This window comes from Peptococcus simiae (assembly GCF_046097595.1).
GTDB classification, from domain to species: domain Bacteria; phylum Bacillota; class Peptococcia; order Peptococcales; family Peptococcaceae; genus Peptococcus; species Peptococcus simiae.
The window spans coordinates 70881-87617 of sequence record NZ_JBJUVG010000007.1; the positions used below are offsets into that span (position 1 = coordinate 70881).

Here is a 16737-nt window from a genome sequence, read left to right on the forward strand (position 1 = left end):
GTTTAGTCAATAATACCTCCGCCTAAGACCCGGTCGCCGTCATATAAGACCACGCTTTGGCCGGGGGTAATAGCCCGGACGGGCGCGTCAAAAGTCACTTCCAGGCGGTTGTCGGTCCGCTGCCAGTGGGCCGGGCTGCCTTCGCCCCGGGAGCGGATCTTAGCAATCCCTTGGCCGCTAAGAGCCCGGTCATCGGCCAACCAGTTGACCTGGCTGGCGACCAGCTGGTCCCGGTAGAGGCCGGACCCGTCGCCGACGGTGACCGTCCCCTTGGCCGCATCAATGTCTTCGACATAGGCCGGGTAGCCCAGGGCCAGGCCCAGGCCCTTGCGTTGGCCAATCGTATACCGCCAGGCCCCCTGGTGCCGGCCCAGGACCTGACCATCCGGCGTCAAAAATTGCCCCTGGGTCGGCAGGTTGGAGCAATGTTGTTCGAGCCAGGCCGGGTAGTCATCATTGGCAATAAAACAAATTTCCTGGCTATCGCTTTTCGAGGCCACCGGCAGCCCCAACTGGGCGGCCATGGCCCGGACCTGGTCCTTGGAATAGTCCCCCAGGGGAAAGCGGACCTGGGGCAGGACCTGGCGGTCGATACCGTAGAGAAAGTAACTCTGGTCCTTCTTGTGGTTGAGCCCCCGGTAGAGGCCAAACCGGCCGTCTTTTTCAAGGATGCGGGCGTAGTGGCCGGTAGCCAGGTGGCTGGCACCCAGGGCCTGGGCCTCCTGCCAGAGCCGACCAAACTTAATGGTTTGGTTGCAGCGGACGCAGGGGTTCGGGGTCCGGCCTTGGCGGTAGGCCTCGGCAAAGGGGCCGGTCACCAGGGTCTTAAAGTCCTCCCGGGCGTCGACAAGGTGGAGGGGGATGCCAAAAAAGTCGGCGACTGCCTGGGCATCCCGGCTGGCCTGGTTGTCCCGTCCGGAGGCGTCTAAGAGCTTGAGGTGGAGGCCAATGACCTGCCAACCGGCTTCCTGTAAGAGGTGGACGGCAATGGAACTGTCTACACCGCCGCTCATTCCTAATGCTATGGTCTTCACTGCCTTGGTCCTTTCTGGTTCGTGACGGTATCGTCCGGGCTGTAGTAGATGGTGCCCCTTAAATTATCCGGCAGGTAGTCCTGGTCGACATAATGGCCCGGATAGTCATGGGGGTAGCGGTAGCCCTTACCGTGGCCCAGGTCCTTGGCCCCCTTGTAGTGGGCATCCCGCAGGTGGGGAGGGACGGGTCCGGTCCGGCCCTTGCGCACATCTGCCAGGGCCTTGTCAATGGCCAGGTAGGCGGCATTGGACTTGGGGGCCTCGCAGAGGTAGACGCAGGCCTGGCTGAGGATAATCCGCCCTTCAGGCATCCCGATGAACTGGAGAGCGTCCGCTGCACTTTGGGCGATGACCAGGGCCTGGGGGTCGGCCATACCGACATCCTCGCAGGATAGAATCACCAGGCGGCGGGCGATAAAAAGCGGGTCCTCACCGGCATCCAACATCCGGGCCATATAGTAGATGGCGGCCTGGGCATCGCTGCCGCGGACGCTTTTTATAAAGGCTGAAATAATGTCATAATGCTCATCGCCGGTGTTGTCATACACCACCGCCGGGCGCTGGATGCTTTCCTCTGCAACGGCTAGGTCCACATGGCGGATGCCCTGGTCATCTGCGGGGCTGGAGAGGACCGCCAACTCCAAGCCGTTGAGGGCCGTTCGGGCATCCCCCTGGGCATAGTGGGCCAGGTGGGCCAGAGCCTCGTCGGACACCTGGGTATCAAAGGCACCCAAGCCCCGGTCCCGGTCGGCCAGGGCCCTTTTCATGAGTTGGATAATGCTGGCCTCGTCCAGGGCTTCTAGACCAAAAATCATAGACCGGGACAGGAGGGCCGGGTTTAAGCTGAAGTAGGGGTTTTGGGTCGTCGCCCCAATAAGGATGACAATCCCCTTTTCGACAGCCGGCAAGAGGCCATCCTGCTGGGCCTTGTTAAAGCGGTGGATTTCATCAATAAAGAGGATGGTCTGCTTGCCATAGGTATTCAAATCGCTTTCAGCGGCATGGATGAGCTTGCGCAAGTCGGCAATGCCATCGGTCACAGCATTTAACTGGGCAAAGGGGCGGTCACTGACCCGGGCGATGACCTGGGCCAGGGTGGTCTTTCCCGTGCCCGGCGGCCCCCAAAAAATCAGAGAGGAGAGGCGGTCGGTTTCGATGGCCCGGCGCAGGAGTTTGCCCGGCCCGAGGATATGGTCTTGGCCGATGATGTCCTCTAAGCGACGGGGCCGCATCCGGGCAGCCAGTGGGGCCATCTTCTTTCTGGTTTCAGCATTCGCTTGGGCGAAAAGGTCAACTTGTTCAGGCATACCGAGCTCCTTTCTAATCCTTTAGAATAGGCAAAAGCACGCAGGCGGCCCTGCGTGCTTTTGCCTTATTCATCCTCGTGGTTTTCCGTAAGGATTCGCACGCGGATATCCTTAATGCGTTTTTCTTCTACGCGTAAAATGTGAAAAATGAGGTTGTCGACTTCAACAACCGGCCGGTCCCCATCTTCCGGAATATAGTCCAGCACATTGATCAGGAAGCCACCGATGGTGTCATAGTCATCGGAGTCCTCGTCAATATTGGCGCCGGTTTCACTGTTGAATTCTTTGATGGAAATGGTGCCATGGACATGGTAGCTGTTATCCCCGGTCGGGTAAATGTCCGGCTCATCGTGGTCGTACTCGTCGTCGATATCGCCGACAATTTCTTCAATTAAGTCTTCCATGGTGACCAGGCCTGAAAAACCACCGTATTCGTCAATGAGAAGGGCCATATGCTTTTGGTTGTCCTGCATTTCGACGAAGAGGTCATTGATATTTTTCCGCTCAGGGACCAGGAAGGGGGGACGCAAAATCCCCCGGATGTTGACATCAGCAAAGGACCGTTTTTTATAGGCCTGGCTGAAAAAGTCCTTCAAATAGAGGATACCGATGATGTTGTCCGGATTGTCTTCATAAACAGGAATCCGGGAGTATTTTAAGGACAACATTTCAGAAATAAAATGGCTGAGGGGGTCATCGATATCAATCATGAAGACCTCCGTCCGGGCGGTCATCACTTCCTCGGCTTGCTTGTCATCAAAGGAGATGACGGAATCAATCATTTCCCGCTCATGGGGGTTAATGACGCCCTGCTCCTGGCCCACTTCAACAATGGATCGGATTTCTTCCCGGGTGACCCGTTCTTCGGCCCGGGTCGCATCAAAGCCCAGGACACGCAGGGTAGTGTTGGTCGTTAAGGTCATCAGGCGGAATAAGGGCTTGGCTGCCAGAGATAAGAGGGCCATGAAGCCGTTGGCTGTAAAGGCGAACCGTTCCGGGGCCTGGAGGACAATCCGTTTAGGGATGGATTCCCCGAAGGAAAGCATGAGGAAGCTCATGAGAAAGAGCATGAGGACCAGGACGGTTTCATATATATAGGGCAGGCCGGTTTGGGCATAAAGCCAGTGGCCTAAGACCGGTGAAAAATGAGCCGTCAGCAGGGCGGCTATCCCCAGGCCGGTCACATTCATTGCCATATGTATTGCTGTAATGAGCCTTGATGGGGCAGCCAGCAGGGTCAGTAACCGTTCGGCCCTGCGGTCGCCTTCCTCGGCTAAGTCTTTCAATTTAGCCTTGTCGCTAGAAACAACCGCCATCTCAGAGGCGGCTAGAAAACCATGAATTAAAAATAAAATAATGAGTCCGGCCCAATAAAGAAGCTGCGGACTCCCAGGATCATCGCCCATAAGTGACACTCCTTAATCATAGATAGCTAGTAATATTTTTAGAATATTATAGCCTATTTGCAAAGACACTTCAAGAGAAATAGCTGCTGGTGGCTAGCCGGGCCAAGCCTGTCAAGACTGGGTAAAAATGAGGCAAATATTGATGGGGAGACGGGTTGACAGACGCCCCTGACCCAGGCAAAGAGGGAGGGGCTCCAGTATTGAAAGGCCCTTGCCTAGATGATAAAATAAGGGGAGCGAATGTCTGCAAGGAGGGGATAGCAACGAAAAAAATTAAGGACATGCTGGGCCTGGATAGGGGCCAGGGGTCTAATCACCGGCCAGGTGGGCAGTTGGCGCACCTATATGCCTGGATTAAGCGGTATGCCTGCGCCCTGGGTCGCATTTTTTTTTATGCCCTGATTGCAGCTTTTATCGGGGCCATTGTCGGGGCCTTAGATGCCCTGTTTGGCCTGGGCCTCATTGCCCTCAACCATTTTCGTGATGCTCACCCCATTTATCTCCTGCCCTTCTTGGGGCTGGCCGGCTGCCTGATCATGCTGGTCTACCTCCGCTATGGGGGCAAGGCCCAGAAGGGGATGGCCCTGGTCTTTGCAGTCGGTTATCGGGAAGACGAGCGGATCCCCCTACGGATGATCCCGCTGACCATCGGGGCCACCTGGCTGACCCACCTCTTTGGTGGTAGTGCCGGTCGGGAGGGGGTCGCTGTACAAATCGGGGCAACGGTAGCCAATAGCTTTAGCTACCTCCTGCCGATAAAACTCAACCCCCGGGTTGTGATTTTGGCCGGGATGGCTGCCGGCTTTGGGGGCCTGTTTGGGACGCCTATGGCAGGGACTTTCTTTGCCCTGGAGGTCCTGGTCGTTGGGTCAATTTTTTACGATGCCCTGGTGCCGGCCCTGGTTGCTGCCTGGACCGCCGCCTTTACCTCCCGGGCCCTGGGCCTGGAGTCTTTCAACCTGGGCCAACTGGAAATGCTGGATATTGACCTCCAGCTCTTGCTCCGACTCATTGCAGTCGGCCTGGCCTTTGGGCTGGTCGGGCGGATGTTTTCCCTGGGCCTCTTTAAGTGCCGGATCCTTTTTGCCAACTGGATTCCCCATCCCGTCCGCCGGATTTTTATCATCGGCACGATTTTGGGTATTATATTTCTGGTTTTAGACTTTGGCCGGTATAGCGGCCTTTCAAACGGCCTTTTTTACGGGGCCTTGAATGGCGGAGAGGTCTACTGGTGGGACTGGGCTCTTAAGCTCATCCTAACGGTGGTCACCCTGGCTGCCGGCTTCCAGGGCGGTGAACTGGCTCCCTGCCTGGTCATTGGGGCCAGTTTAGGGGTTGTGCTGGGCCAGGCCCTGGGGATTTCGCCGGCCCTTATTGCAGCTTGTGGGGCCTGTGCGGTATTTGGGGCAGCCACCAGGACCTTTCTGGCACCAATTTTTATGGGGGTTGAACTGTTTGGACCCCAGGTGTTGCCCTACTTTTTTATTGTCTGTATGACGGCCCATGTGGTGGCCGGTCAGGCAAGCATTTATGCATCTCAAAAAGACTTACTTGATATCCTGGTCGGCCCGCGGTCCGACTTAGATAAACGTTTGCTAGGTAAAGAAGAATAGAGAAGGGGAATTATATGTCAACGATTTTAGTTTCAGGTCATCAAAATCCGGATACGGATTCAATTATTTCTGCCATCAGCTATGCCAACCTCTTAAACAGTACGGGAAAAGAGGCCAAGCCGGTGGCCCTGGGCCAACCCAATGAAGAAACAGCCTTTGCTCTGGGCTACTTCGGCTTTGAAGCGCCGGAAGTCATCCGGGAAGCCCGGGAAGGGGACCTCCTGGCCCTGGTCGACCATAACGAGGCCCAACAGAGCGTGCCGGGTCGGGAAAAGGCCACTATCATCTCGGTCATTGACCACCACCGGATTGCCAACTTTGAAACCGCTGAGCCTCTCCTTTACCGGGCTGAACCGGTGGGCTGCAGCAATACCATTATCTACAAGCTCTACCGAGAAGCTGGGGTCGACATCCCTAAAAATATTGCAGGGCTCATGCTCTCTGCTATTATTAGCGACACCCTCCTCTTAAAGTCACCGACCTGCACCCCTGAAGACGAAAAGGCCTTAAAAGTCCTGGCTGACATCGCCGGCGTAGACGTGCAGACCTATGGTCTGGACCTGTTAAAGGCAGGGACCAACCTGGCCGCTAAGTCCAATGAAGATCTGCTCAATATGGATGCGAAAAGTTTCCCCATGGGGGATAAGACCGTCCGTATTGGTCAAGTCAATACCGTTGATACCAATGAAATTTTGGCCCGCAAGGATGACCTCCTGCGCCTCATGGCCGAAACGAATGGCCGGGAAGGCTATGACCTTTTCCTACTTCTGGCCACGGATATCCTGGAAAATGACTCCCTGGCCCTGGTCGTCGGTGACGGACCGGAGGCTGTAGAAGCCGCCTTTGGCGAAAAAATCGCTGACCAGATGGTCCAGCTGCCCGGCGTGGTCTCCCGTAAAAAACAGGTGGTTCCGCCCTTGACGAAAGCCCTTGAAGAGGTATGAGCGCCCTTAAAGTGCTGGATGTAGAGCAAATCCGCCAAGCGGTTCAAGACCTTGCCGTCAAGGTGAACAGTTTCTTGCCGGCGGATATGTGCCAGGCGCTGGCCAGCGCCCAGGAAGAGGAAGTTTCTCCCCTGGGCCGGTATGCCCTGGAGCAAATTGGCGATAACGCCCGACTGGCGGCCCAAAAGGAAGTGCCTATGTGTCAGGATACCGGCCTTGTCGTTGTCTTCGCTGACCTGGGCCAGGACCTCCATATCACTGGTGGTGATGCAGAAAGGGCCATCCAGGAAGGGATTGCGGCCGGGTACAAGGCCGCCTACTGCCGGGCCTCGATGGTTGAGGAGCCGGTCTTTGACCGCAAAAATACCGGCAATAACCTGCCGGCAGTGGTCCATTGGCGAATCGTGCCCGGGGACCAGCTGATCATTACCCTCATGCCCAAGGGCGGCGGTGCTGAAAATATGGGGGCCTTGGGTCTTTTAAAGCCGACCCAGGGGGAGAAAGGGGTTTATGACTTTGTCATGCAGGCCATCCAACAGGCCGGCGGTAACCCCTGTCCGCCCATCACGGTCGGCATTGGCCTTGGGGGCAGCATGGAAAAGGCTACCCTCCTGGCCAAAGAGGCCCTCTTGGACCCGGTCGATGCCCACCATTCCGACCCTCGGTATGCCGCCCTGGAAAAGCGGCTCCTGGCTGATATTAACAAACTGGGCATTGGCCCCCAGGGCTTTGGGGGGAAGACGACGGCCCTTGCGGTCCATATTAAAACCTTTCCGGCCCATATTGCCATGCTCCCGGTAGCGGTGAATATCAACTGTCATGCCGTCCGACACGCCACTGTTTCTCTAAAGGGGGTGGACCGGGATGACTAATCAGGACCATCTGAAAATCATCACTTGGTCCCCTGACCGGGCCCGGGAAATCCTGGCCTATCTCCGGGTGGGAGACTGTATCAGCCTATCCGGCACCATCTATACCGGTCGGGATAAGGCCCACCAGCGCTTGTGTCAGGAATTGGCTGCAGGCCGGCCCCTGCCTGTTGACCTCAAGGGACAGATCATCTACTTTGCCGGCCCGACGCCGGCCAAGCCAGGAGAGGTCATTGGGTCCGTTGGGCCCACCACCAGCGGGCGGATGGATGCTTTTAGCCCCACCCTCTTAAGAGAGACCGGCCTGGCCGGGATGATTGGTAAGGGCCCCAGAAGCCAGGCGGTCTTAGAGGCCCTGCAAGAGACCGGCGGCATTTACCTGGCTGCTGTCGGCGGCGCCGGGGCCCTTATTGCCGAGTGTATCCGGCAGGTGGAGGTCGTCGCCTATGAAGATCTGGGGACTGAAGCCATTCGCCGCCTTGAGGTAGAAAATCTACCCCTGGTGGTGGCGGCAGATGCCTACGGTGGTGATATCTACGAGGCCGGCCCGGCGGCCTACCGCCAGCTATAGTTGCCACCTATGCTCATATTGGTCTTGTATATAATATTTATTTCAAATAGCTATTCAGTCACGGCTATGGTATACTCAGCAGAGTTACTAGTCGTGACTTTTTGTATGTATTTGTATGGAATGAAAGGAGAAAGAGATGTCGCAAGCAACAAAGCAATCGATGATGCCCTATATCCATGCGGCGATTGGGATTGGCATTATGGCATTATTTTGGTTTGTCCTAGACCCGGTAATGACCGTTACCCCTATTGGGATGCGGGTGGCCGGTGTCTTCTTAGGTATGGTTTACTTGTGGTCTACCGTTGGCTCCATCTGGCCCAGTATTTTAGGTATTATTCTTTTGGGTTTATCTGGGGTTGCAGGTGAAGAGTTTGAAGGGTATGCAGGCGTTAAAGCCGTTTGTATGCAGGCTTTCGGGAGCGATACCGTTGTCCTGATTATGCTGGCCATGGTTCTTTTTGGGGCCATTGAGTATGTCGGGGCCACCAAGTACATTGCCCGCTGGTTTGTAACCCGGAAAATCATTAATGGCAGACCCTATGTCTTTATGTTTATGTTCTACCTGGCCTGTTTTATCCTGTCGGCCATGACTTCCCCGGTTATTTCCTTGTTAATCGTGTGGAATATCGGGATGGATATGCTATCTTCCTTTGGGGTTAAAAAGGGCGATAAGCTTTGGACGACCTTTAACTTTGGGGTTTTCCTATCCTCAACCCTGGGCCAACCGATGTTACCCTTTAAAGGGGCCATCCTGGTTGTTTTAGGGGCCTATGAAAAGGCTACGGGGATTACCATTGACATGCTCAGCTGGATTCTTGTCAACTTCAGCATGGGGATGGTTATTGTCCTGATCTACCTGGCCTTTATCCGCTTTGTTATTCGGGTGGATATTTCCAGCATTAAGAATATCAACACCGACTACTTTACCCAGCACCCCCTACCGGCTATGACCAAGCAGCAGAAATACGTCATTATTTCTCTCTTTGTCTTCATCGTCCTGGTCTTAATGCCTGGCTTCTTACCCAAAACCTGGCCCGGTATCGGCCTCTTGGCCCGGCTCGGGGTTATCGGTGTCACTGGTTTCGTCATTGTGGCGCTGATGATTTTACGGGTGGACGGCAAGCCGGTCCTGCCCTTCCAGCAGGCCGCTAGCAGCCAGTTTAACTGGGGTGTTCTTTTCTTAATTATCTCTGCTGTTTATGCCGGGAACGCCCTGTCCCAGGACAATACCGGGATTAAGCCCTTCCTGGTGACCGTACTGGAACCGGTTTTAGGGAACCAGTCTGAATTTGGCTTTATGTTTATCATGTTCGCCGTTGCCCTGGTTATCACCAACTTTGCTAATAACGCGGCGATGGCCGTCGTCCTGATGCCGGTTATCCTTGGTTTCTCCGAGCAGCTGGGTATCAACAGTGAACCGCTCATGGTTGGGGTCGGTATGTTGGTCTTCGTGGCCATGCTGACACCGGCTGCATCCCCCCATGCCGGGATGATGCACGGGAACAAAGACTTATTGGCAGCCAAGCAGATTTATGCCTATGGTTTCCCCATGTGCTTTGTAGCCCTTCTGGTTTACGCCTTTATTGGTTACCCCTTGGCTAAGTTCTTATTCCTCGGGTAAGTTATCCGTAAATTCAAGTCCTTCCGATTCGATAGTCGGGAGGACTTTTTTCTTTGGAAGGGGCTTTCCGGGCCTGTAGCTGGCAGCGTTTTACAAGTCCTGGACAAATGGTATATAGAAAAGAGACACGTATTTTGACAGGCCCCTAGTGGCCTTTAGCTGGCTAGCACCTGGCAGGTTCCTGCCGGTCTAGCGTATAAGGAAATTCCAGAAGGAGGATACTATGAAAGTTGCAGTGACATATGACCAGGGCGAGATTTTCCAGCATTTCGGTCGAACGGCCTATTTTAAGCTTTTTACCATTGAAGATAAGACCATCCAGTCTTCAGAAGTTGTGGATACGGCGGGCAATGGCCACGGGGCCCTGGCTGACTTTTTAAAGCAGCTCGGTGTTGATACGGTTATTTGTGGAAATATTGGCCCAGGGGCCCAGGAAACCCTCAATAAGGCGGACATTCGCTTTTTTGGCGGCGTCACCGGTTCTGTTGACCAGGCTGTGGAGGACTTCCTAGCTGGTGACTTGAAGTACAATCCGGATGTTTGTTGCCGGGACCATGACCACACACATGAGGCGGGTCATTCCTGCGGCAGCGCAGATGGAGGTCATTGCCATGACTGATCAAGACAGTTGCAGCCATGACTGTGGCTCTTGTGGCAGCGCCTGCCCGTCCAACCAGGGCCCCAAAAGTTTTTTGAAACCTGCCAACAAGCACTCCAAGATTAAAAAGGTCATTGGGGTTATCAGCGGGAAGGGCGGGGTCGGGAAGTCCCTGGTGACTTCTCTCCTGGCCGTTGCCATGCAGGAGAGGGGGCGGCAGGCGGCCATTCTGGATGCTGATATAACAGGCCCTTCGATTCCCCATATCTTTGGCGTCGAGAAGAATGCAGAGGTCCTACACCAGGAAATCATTCCTGCCCTGACCGATAACAAGATTAAGGTCATCAGTATTAACCTGCTCCTGGCCGACCACACCGACCCGGTTGTTTGGCGGGGGCCCATGATTGGCGGGGCCGTCGAACAGTTTTGGACGGATGTCTGCTGGGGGGATGTGGACTATATGTTTGTGGATATGCCGCCGGGCACCGGGGATGTGGCCCAAACGGTCTTCCAGTCCCTGCCTCTGGATGGGATTATCGTCGTGACTTCTCCCCAGGACCTGGTTGGGATGATTGTTGAAAAGGCTGTTAAAATGGCGGAAATGGTTCATATTCCAGTCCTGGGCCTGGTTGAAAACATGGCCTACTTCACCTGTCCCTCTTGCGGGGAAAAGCATGCCATCTTTGGAGAGAGCCAGGTCAAGGCCCTCAGTGAGGCCTATAATATTCCCCTAATCGCTCAAATTCCTATTAACCCGGCCCTGGCCCAGGCCTGTGACCAGGGGAAAATAACGGACATAGAGGGGGATTGGCTGGCGGAATTGGTCGCCGGTCTGGAAAAGATATAGCCTTGCATACCAAAAACCACCCTTCATATGAAGGGTGGTCTTTTATTTTCTTTTTGCCTGGCCGGCTCTAAGGGCCTTAGGCCTGGGTTATGCCGGTCCGGTCTGCAATCGGCAGATAGGTCAGGTTATTGTTGGGGACGTAGACATAGGCAGGCCGCATAATCTTGCTGTCCATGACCTGTTCCATCCGGTGGGCGCACCAGCCGACCATCCGGGCTGCGGCAAAGAGGGGGGTGAAGAGGTCTTCATCAATCCCCAACATGTCATAGATAATGCCGGTATAGAGGTCGACATTGGCACAAATATGGTAGTCATCCCCTTTACGTTCCCGTAAAATATCCTGGGTCAGGCGGGCCAGGTCGGTGATGAGCTCGTATTCTGCAACGTGGTTCGTCTTTTCAGCCAGGGCCCGGGCTTTTTCTTTTAGAAGCTCGGCCCGGGGGTCGGTCATGGTATAAACCGCATGCCCCATCCCGTAGACCAGGCCACTCCGGTCATAGGCCTCGCCGGCAATGATTTTTTCAATATAGGCTCGGAGTTCCTTCTCATTTTTCCAATCCTTAACATGGCCCTTGATGTCTTCCATCATATGGTGGACCCGCTGGTTGGCGCCCCCATGGCGGGGGCCCTTTAATGAGCCGATGGCCGCACAGATGGCAGAATAGGTATCCGTACCGCTAGAGGAAACCACGTGGGTGGCAAAGGCAGAGTTGTTACCACCGCCATGGTCGGCCTGGACGCAGAGGAGGAGGTCGAGAATTTCTGCCTCCTGCCGGGTGAAGTGGGAGTCCGGCCGAATTAGGTGGAGGATGTTTTCTGCAGTACCGCCTTCTATCAGTGGCTGGTGTAAGATGAGGCTCTTATTGTCGAAGTAGTGTCGCTTGGCCTGGTAGGCATAGGCCAGCATGAGGGGGACCTTGGCAATTAGGTCTATGGCCTGGGCCAGGAGCTTATCCAGGGACACATCATCTGGGTTGTCGTCATAAGTGTAGAGGGCCAGGATGATGCTTTGCAGCTTGTTCATGACATTCCGGGAAGGGGTCTTTAGGATGACGTCTTCCTTAAAGGTAGCCGGAAAGTTTCGCCGTTGGCTAAGGAGTTGGTTAAAGTGCAAGAGGGACTTCTCTGTGGGCAAGAGGCCGAAAAGCAAGAGGTAGGCCACTTCTTCATAGCCGTATCGCTCTTCATTGATGAAGCCATTAACCAGGTCATCAATCGGTATGCCGCGATACCGGAGCTGCCCTTTGATTGGTATTTTTTTCCCGTCTTCAATGGTATACCCATTGACGTCTGAAATCCGGGTCATACCAACAAGCACCCCGGTGCCATTTTTATTCCGGAGGCCCCGTTTGACATTGTATTTTTCGAAGACAGAGGGCTCTATGGCATTATTTTGACGTACATAATCAATGAGGCCTTTTATTTGACTGCGCAGCTCATCGTAATGTAAATCGTGGGGCATATCGATCATCCTTTCATCAAAGCATAAAGTCAGTATAGCATGGAAAATGTTTTCTGAAAAGTCTTTTCAAAGGTTGGTATAAAGGGAAATGCCTTGACAAGGAAAAGGCGGATAGCGTAACCTGTAGGGAAAAGTGGAAGCGAGACTTGGAGGGGGAGCGAAAGTTATGGTAATTGTACAAGTGGGCCTGCCGGCCGAGGCAAAAGCCATCCGGCAGACGGTTTTTGTAGATGAGCAAGGCTTTGTCGAGGAGTTTGATGAAGTCGATGATCAGGCCCTGCATGTTGTGACCTATGAAGACCAGACACCGGTAGGGACCGCCCGGATCTTTGTGGATCCGGATGACCCGGAGACCTATCGAATCGGCCGGGTAGCGGTCTTAAAGACGGCGCGGAAGACCGGTGCAGGTAAACGGGTCATGGCTCTGGCTGAGGCCCTGATTTATGCCCAGGGGGGCAAGCGGGTGGCCTTACACGCCCAGGCCCAGGCCCAGGGCTTTTATGAAAAATGCGGCTACCGGCAGGAGGGGCCGGGCTTTGTCGAAGAGGACTGTCCTCATGTCCTCATGGTTAAAGACTTAAGGTATGGTGATTAGGTATGAAGGCAGCAGGCAAACGGCGGCAATTTTCCAAGGAACTGGAGCGGATTATTCGGGACCTTAAGGAAAAACGCCCCTCTCTATACCTGCACTCTTGTTGTGGCCCCTGTTCGTCAGCGATTTTAGACTATCTTGGGCCCTTTTTTGATATCACTGTTTTTTTTGATAATCCCAATATTGTACCGCGGGCAGAATTCGATAAAAGGCTGGCCTACCAGGAAAAGGTCATCGCCCACTTGCCAAGAGACTACGGGATTAAGTTAGAAGTGGGCAGCTACGATGTGGACCGGTTTAATCAGGCGGTGGCCGGCTACACCCACTTAGGCGAGGGCAGTGAGCGCTGCTTTCATTGCTATGCTTTCCGCTTAAGGGCGGCAGCAGAGGCGGCTAAGGCCGCCGGCGCAGACTACTTTGCCTCAACCCTTTCCATCAGCCCCTATAAGAATGCTGAAAAAATCAATGAAATAGGGGAAGAGATTGCCGAAGAAGTGGGGATTCCTCATTTGCCCAATGACTTTAAGAAGGGCGGGGGCTATCAGAAAAGCATCCAGTTCTGTAAGGCTGAAGATATTTACCGGCAGTCCTACTGCGGCTGCCCCTATTCTTACCGAGAATGGCAGGACCGGTTGGCAGCGAAAGAAATGCAAGCCGGGGTGGTAGAACCAGTGGAAGGGGATTAGGCTTTACCTGATCTGATAAGTGAGTAGAGGAGAAAAATATATGCTGGGTACTCTTGTGAATGTCCTTGCCATTGTCTTAGGCGCCTTTGCAGGCTTACTGCTAAAGCGCGGCCTTCCGGCAGAGGTCCGTAACTTAATTATGCAGGTCAATGGCTTGGTCGTTATTATGATTGGCTTGAAAATGGCCCTTAAGTCGCCGAATGATGTGGTCCTGGTCGTGGGCCTCTGCCTGGGGGCTTTGATTGGGACCCTGCTCAAGCTCGATGACCGGCTTAATGCCCTGGGTGGCCATATTAAAAAGGCCCTGCGAGTCCAGGATTCTAACTTTGTCGATGGCTTTGTGTCGGCTTCCTTGATTTTTTGTATCGGGGCCATGGCCATTGTCGGGGCCTTTGAGGCCGGGGTCAACCATAATTATGACGTTTTATTCGTCAAGTCCACTCTGGATGGGATTATGTCGATTGTTCTGGCCTCCACCCTGGGGGTGGGCGTGGTCTTTTCCGGTGCAGCAATACTTATTTACCAAGGGGGATTGACCCTTTTAGCTGGGGTTTTAGAGCCCATCTTAAATGACCAGGTCATTGCCTATATGTCCTCTTCCGGGGGTCTGCTGATTGTAGCCATTGGCTTTTCTGTGGCGGGCATCAAAGAGTTTAAGACGGCCAATCTCCTGCCGGGGATGTTTGTTTGCGGGATTTTAGGTTACTTTGTATAAAAAATGGACCTATAGCTAGGCTATAGGTCCATTTTTAGGATAGGTCCTTATTAAAATAAGCGGTTGATGTGCTTGCCGGACCAATCAATCGCGGCATTGAGGCCATCTTTAATGAGCAGGGGCCAGTTTTCACTATGGCTTTGCAGGACATCCTTAATCCGAGCCCAGAATTCGCGGCCTTCATAAAGTTCACGCCCCTCCCAGGGGTGTTGGTCGGCGGGGACGCCATAGGCCTTCAGGCCAATGGTATCTGCAATATTCAGAGCCCGATAAAGGTGGTATTGCTGGCTGACGATGATGACTTTTTCAGCATTGAACTTATTCTTGGTCCGGGTTACGGAGTTATAGGTATTGGTCCCGTCCGGGTCAATATCCATGACGTCTTCAGGAATGCCTGCTTCCTTGAGATAGGCATGCATGGCCTTGGTTTCATCGTAGTAGTTTTGGTCGGTGTCGCCGGATAGCAATATTGTTTTACCGGCTTTATTGCGATATAATTCAGCTGCAGTATCCAACCGTTCTGCGAGCATGGGGCTGGGCTTGCCATTCTCATCTAAACCGGCCCCCAGAACCAGGATAATATCTGCCTGCTTGTTGGCTAAATCATTGGTTAACCAGAGATTATCGGTATTCTGGGCCAGGACATATATATTGGTGCCGATAAAGCCAATGATAATGAGTAGGCCGATAATCAGTAAGCCGGCAACGAGGTGCCAGATTTTAGATAGAAATCCCATGGCTATCCGGCCGGCGCGACTGTCTTGAGACATAACTTTCCTCCTTATATGTTCTGTGTCAGATTATACAATAAATCCTCCGGATTTGAAACACCTGTCATCAAAAGCGGGAAAAGTCCGGGGATATCCTTGTAAGTGAGTCGAAAGGAGTAGTGCACATGAAATGGCTTTTTCGCTTTCTCCTGGTCTTCCTGCTGGTCGCTACCGGCTTGGCCCTCCGGCCTGCCAGTGTAGAGGTGCCGTATGAAAGCCAACTGCCGGGCATGCCCAACGGCTGTGAGGCGGTTTCCTTATCGATGGTATCGGCCTATTATATGGTGCCGGTTGGCGGGCCGACCATTATTGACAACTACCTGGACAAGGGGCCCATTGGCACCACCGACCCCCATGATGCCTATGTCGGTGACCCTTACGGCAATGGCTACTATGCCTACCCGGCTGTTATCGCCAGGGCTGCCGAGCGCCACTTCACCGCCCAGCAGATGCCCTTAAAGGTCAAGGCCCCTCGCTTTACAGATCCCTGGCGGCTGGGCTTTCACCTGCAGCGGGGTGAGCCGGTTTTGGTTTGGATTACCGTTGATGATAAAATCCCCCGTAAACAGCCGGGGACGGTTTGGCAGCTCGGCGAAGAGATCTACCAGCCCTATGAAAACTTACATGTGGCTGTTTTAGACGGCATTAGCTGGGGGACGGTCCACCTGTCTGACCCGCAAAATGGCCAACGGGACATGCCCCTCTGGCTCTTCTTAAGGAACTACCTCCTGATGGGCATGCGGGCCGTTATTATTGCCCAGTAAAAAAACGACTGAAAACTTTCAGTCGTTTTTTTCTGCGTCAAAAATCATTTGGGAGACGGTGGCCTCGTCTTCACCGGTTAAAAAGAGGAGGATGGCAAAGGCCTTGCCTTTCAGCTCCTCCAGGGTTGGGGCCCAGTTGCCGGCGGCAAAATTGTACCGGTCCATCTGGTCCATGACATTTTCCTTTTGGATATAGCTGAAGGACTGGAGGTCTTCGGCTATATCCATGGCGTAATAGAGGCTGTGGATGGCGGGCTTATCCATTTTTTTTGCCTCCGAAGTCCAGGGGCTGGTCCAAAAGGGCCTGGAAAGAGTGGATGTAGCGGTCGGCAGTGGCCTCGATGGCTTCTTCATCACCAACGGCTGCCGGATCGGCGATGCCGACGGTATAAAACTGGGCCTGGGCAGCTGTCCGCAGGGCCTTTAAGGTATCCTCAAACACCACGCAGGACTGGGGTGGAAGCCCATACCGGTCGGCACAATAGAGGAAAATATCCGGCTGGCCCTTGCCCTTGCCAATTTCCGGCACCGTAATGGAAAAGTCAATCCACTCTGCTAAACCCGTCCGGACGAGCATATCTTCAAATAGGTAGCGAGGGGTGGCGGTGGCGATGCAGCAGGGAATATTGGCTTTTCTTAGGCTGGAAAGGTAGGCCAGGGCCTTTTCTTTAGGCTGAATCCTGGTCTGATAGTCTTCCAGCATCCGGCCCTGGTAGATGGCGATGACTTCAGACCGGCTGATGTCCGGGTGGTTGGGTTTGACAGCCTCCATGAGGAGGTCAAAGGCCCCCTGACTATTGACGATCCGGTCCATCTGCGGGCCGTAGTCGACCCCGTTTTCAGCCAACAGGTCCCTGAGGTGCTGCCGCCAATAGGGCATCGAATCAACCAGGGTTCCATCCATATCAAATATTGCTGCACGCATAGGCGCCCTCCTT

18 protein-coding genes are annotated in these 16737 nt (G+C 54.0%); 11 read left to right on the forward strand and 7 right to left on the reverse strand.

The window, feature by feature from the left end:
• Positions 1-2: 2 nt before the first annotated feature.
• From mnmA to ACKQTC_RS06005, 3 genes are all read right to left on the reverse strand, one after another.
• The gene (mnmA, locus tag ACKQTC_RS05995; RefSeq protein WP_408977524.1) at positions 3-1034 is read right to left on the reverse strand and encodes a tRNA 2-thiouridine(34) synthase MnmA; all 1032 of its coding nucleotides are present in this window, start codon (positions 1032-1034) and stop codon (positions 3-5) included.
• Entirely contained in the window at positions 1031-2341 is a 1311-nt protein-coding gene (locus ACKQTC_RS06000; protein WP_408977525.1) for a replication-associated recombination protein A, read from the reverse strand. The genes mnmA and ACKQTC_RS06000 overlap by 4 nt, the downstream gene beginning before the upstream one ends.
• A 65-nt stretch (positions 2342-2406) precedes the next feature.
• The gene (locus tag ACKQTC_RS06005; protein WP_408977526.1) at positions 2407-3747 is read right to left on the reverse strand and encodes a hemolysin family protein; all 1341 of its coding nucleotides are present in this window, start codon (positions 3745-3747) and stop codon (positions 2407-2409) included.
• A 200-nt stretch (positions 3748-3947) separates the two neighbouring features.
• Between ACKQTC_RS06005 and ACKQTC_RS06010 the strand changes: the two genes are divergently transcribed.
• The 7 genes from ACKQTC_RS06010 (at position 3948) to ACKQTC_RS06040 (ending at position 10810) form a co-directional block, all read left to right on the forward strand.
• The gene (locus ACKQTC_RS06010; RefSeq protein WP_408977527.1) at positions 3948-5360 is read left to right on the forward strand and encodes a chloride channel protein; all 1413 of its coding nucleotides are present in this window, start codon (positions 3948-3950) and stop codon (positions 5358-5360) included.
• A 14-nt stretch (positions 5361-5374) separates the two neighbouring features.
• A complete protein-coding gene (locus tag ACKQTC_RS06015; protein ID WP_408977528.1) occupies positions 5375-6304 on the forward strand; it encodes a manganese-dependent inorganic pyrophosphatase in 930 nt (309 codons plus the stop codon).
• A complete protein-coding gene (locus ACKQTC_RS06020) occupies positions 6301-7176 on the forward strand; it encodes a fumarate hydratase (RefSeq protein WP_408977529.1) in 876 nt (291 codons plus the stop codon). Before ACKQTC_RS06015 ends, ACKQTC_RS06020 begins: the two co-directional genes overlap by 4 nt.
• Entirely contained in the window at positions 7169-7744 is a 576-nt protein-coding gene (locus tag ACKQTC_RS06025) for a FumA C-terminus/TtdB family hydratase beta subunit (RefSeq protein WP_408977530.1), read from the forward strand. The genes ACKQTC_RS06020 and ACKQTC_RS06025 overlap by 8 nt, the downstream gene beginning before the upstream one ends.
• A gap of 136 nt (positions 7745-7880) precedes the next feature.
• Positions 7881-9365: an SLC13 family permease gene (locus ACKQTC_RS06030; RefSeq protein ID WP_408977531.1), complete on the forward strand. Its 1485-nt coding sequence runs from the start codon at positions 7881-7883 to the stop codon at positions 9363-9365.
• A gap of 223 nt (positions 9366-9588) precedes the next feature.
• Positions 9589-9984, forward strand: coding sequence for a NifB/NifX family molybdenum-iron cluster-binding protein (locus ACKQTC_RS06035; RefSeq protein WP_408977532.1), 396 nt, complete (start codon positions 9589-9591; stop codon positions 9982-9984).
• Entirely contained in the window at positions 9977-10810 is an 834-nt protein-coding gene (locus ACKQTC_RS06040; protein WP_408977533.1) for an Mrp/NBP35 family ATP-binding protein, read from the forward strand. The genes ACKQTC_RS06035 and ACKQTC_RS06040 overlap by 8 nt, the downstream gene beginning before the upstream one ends.
• 76 nt (positions 10811-10886) lie before the next feature.
• Here the strand turns inward: ACKQTC_RS06040 and ACKQTC_RS06045 are convergent, their stop codons facing one another.
• The gene (locus ACKQTC_RS06045; protein ID WP_408977534.1) at positions 10887-12272 is read right to left on the reverse strand and encodes a citrate synthase; all 1386 of its coding nucleotides are present in this window, start codon (positions 12270-12272) and stop codon (positions 10887-10889) included.
• Between the two features lie 166 nt (positions 12273-12438).
• Between ACKQTC_RS06045 and ACKQTC_RS06050 the strand changes: the two genes are divergently transcribed.
• Genes ACKQTC_RS06050 through ACKQTC_RS06060 form a run of 3 tightly spaced genes read left to right on the forward strand, consistent with a single transcriptional unit; the run spans position 12439 to position 14265 of the window.
• The gene (locus ACKQTC_RS06050; RefSeq protein WP_408977535.1) at positions 12439-12867 is read left to right on the forward strand and encodes a GNAT family N-acetyltransferase; all 429 of its coding nucleotides are present in this window, start codon (positions 12439-12441) and stop codon (positions 12865-12867) included.
• A 2-nt stretch (positions 12868-12869) separates the two neighbouring features.
• The gene (locus tag ACKQTC_RS06055; RefSeq protein ID WP_408977536.1) at positions 12870-13550 is read left to right on the forward strand and encodes an epoxyqueuosine reductase QueH; all 681 of its coding nucleotides are present in this window, start codon (positions 12870-12872) and stop codon (positions 13548-13550) included.
• Positions 13551-13590: 40 nt separating this feature from the next.
• Positions 13591-14265 (forward strand): DUF554 domain-containing protein, encoded by a 675-nt coding sequence (locus ACKQTC_RS06060; RefSeq protein WP_408977537.1) that lies wholly within the window; start codon positions 13591-13593, stop codon positions 14263-14265.
• Positions 14266-14315: 50 nt separating this feature from the next.
• Here ACKQTC_RS06060 and ACKQTC_RS06065 read toward each other — a convergent pair whose 3' ends face one another.
• The gene (locus ACKQTC_RS06065) at positions 14316-15035 is read right to left on the reverse strand and encodes a SanA/YdcF family protein (RefSeq protein ID WP_408977538.1); all 720 of its coding nucleotides are present in this window, start codon (positions 15033-15035) and stop codon (positions 14316-14318) included.
• Positions 15036-15160: 125 nt separating this feature from the next.
• Here ACKQTC_RS06065 and ACKQTC_RS06070 point away from each other — a divergent pair, with 125 nt between their 5' ends.
• A complete protein-coding gene (locus ACKQTC_RS06070) occupies positions 15161-15799 on the forward strand; it encodes a C39 family peptidase (RefSeq protein ID WP_408977539.1) in 639 nt (212 codons plus the stop codon).
• An 18-nt stretch (positions 15800-15817) separates the two neighbouring features.
• On the opposite strand, the gene ACKQTC_RS06075 is transcribed toward ACKQTC_RS06070, so the two are convergent.
• A complete protein-coding gene (locus ACKQTC_RS06075; protein WP_408977540.1) occupies positions 15818-16063 on the reverse strand; it encodes a hypothetical protein in 246 nt (81 codons plus the stop codon).
• Positions 16056-16724, reverse strand: a complete 669-nt coding sequence (locus ACKQTC_RS06080) for an HAD family hydrolase (RefSeq protein WP_408977541.1) — start codon at positions 16722-16724, stop codon at positions 16056-16058. Before ACKQTC_RS06080 ends, ACKQTC_RS06075 begins: the two co-directional genes overlap by 8 nt.
• Positions 16725-16737: the final 13 nt, after the last annotated feature.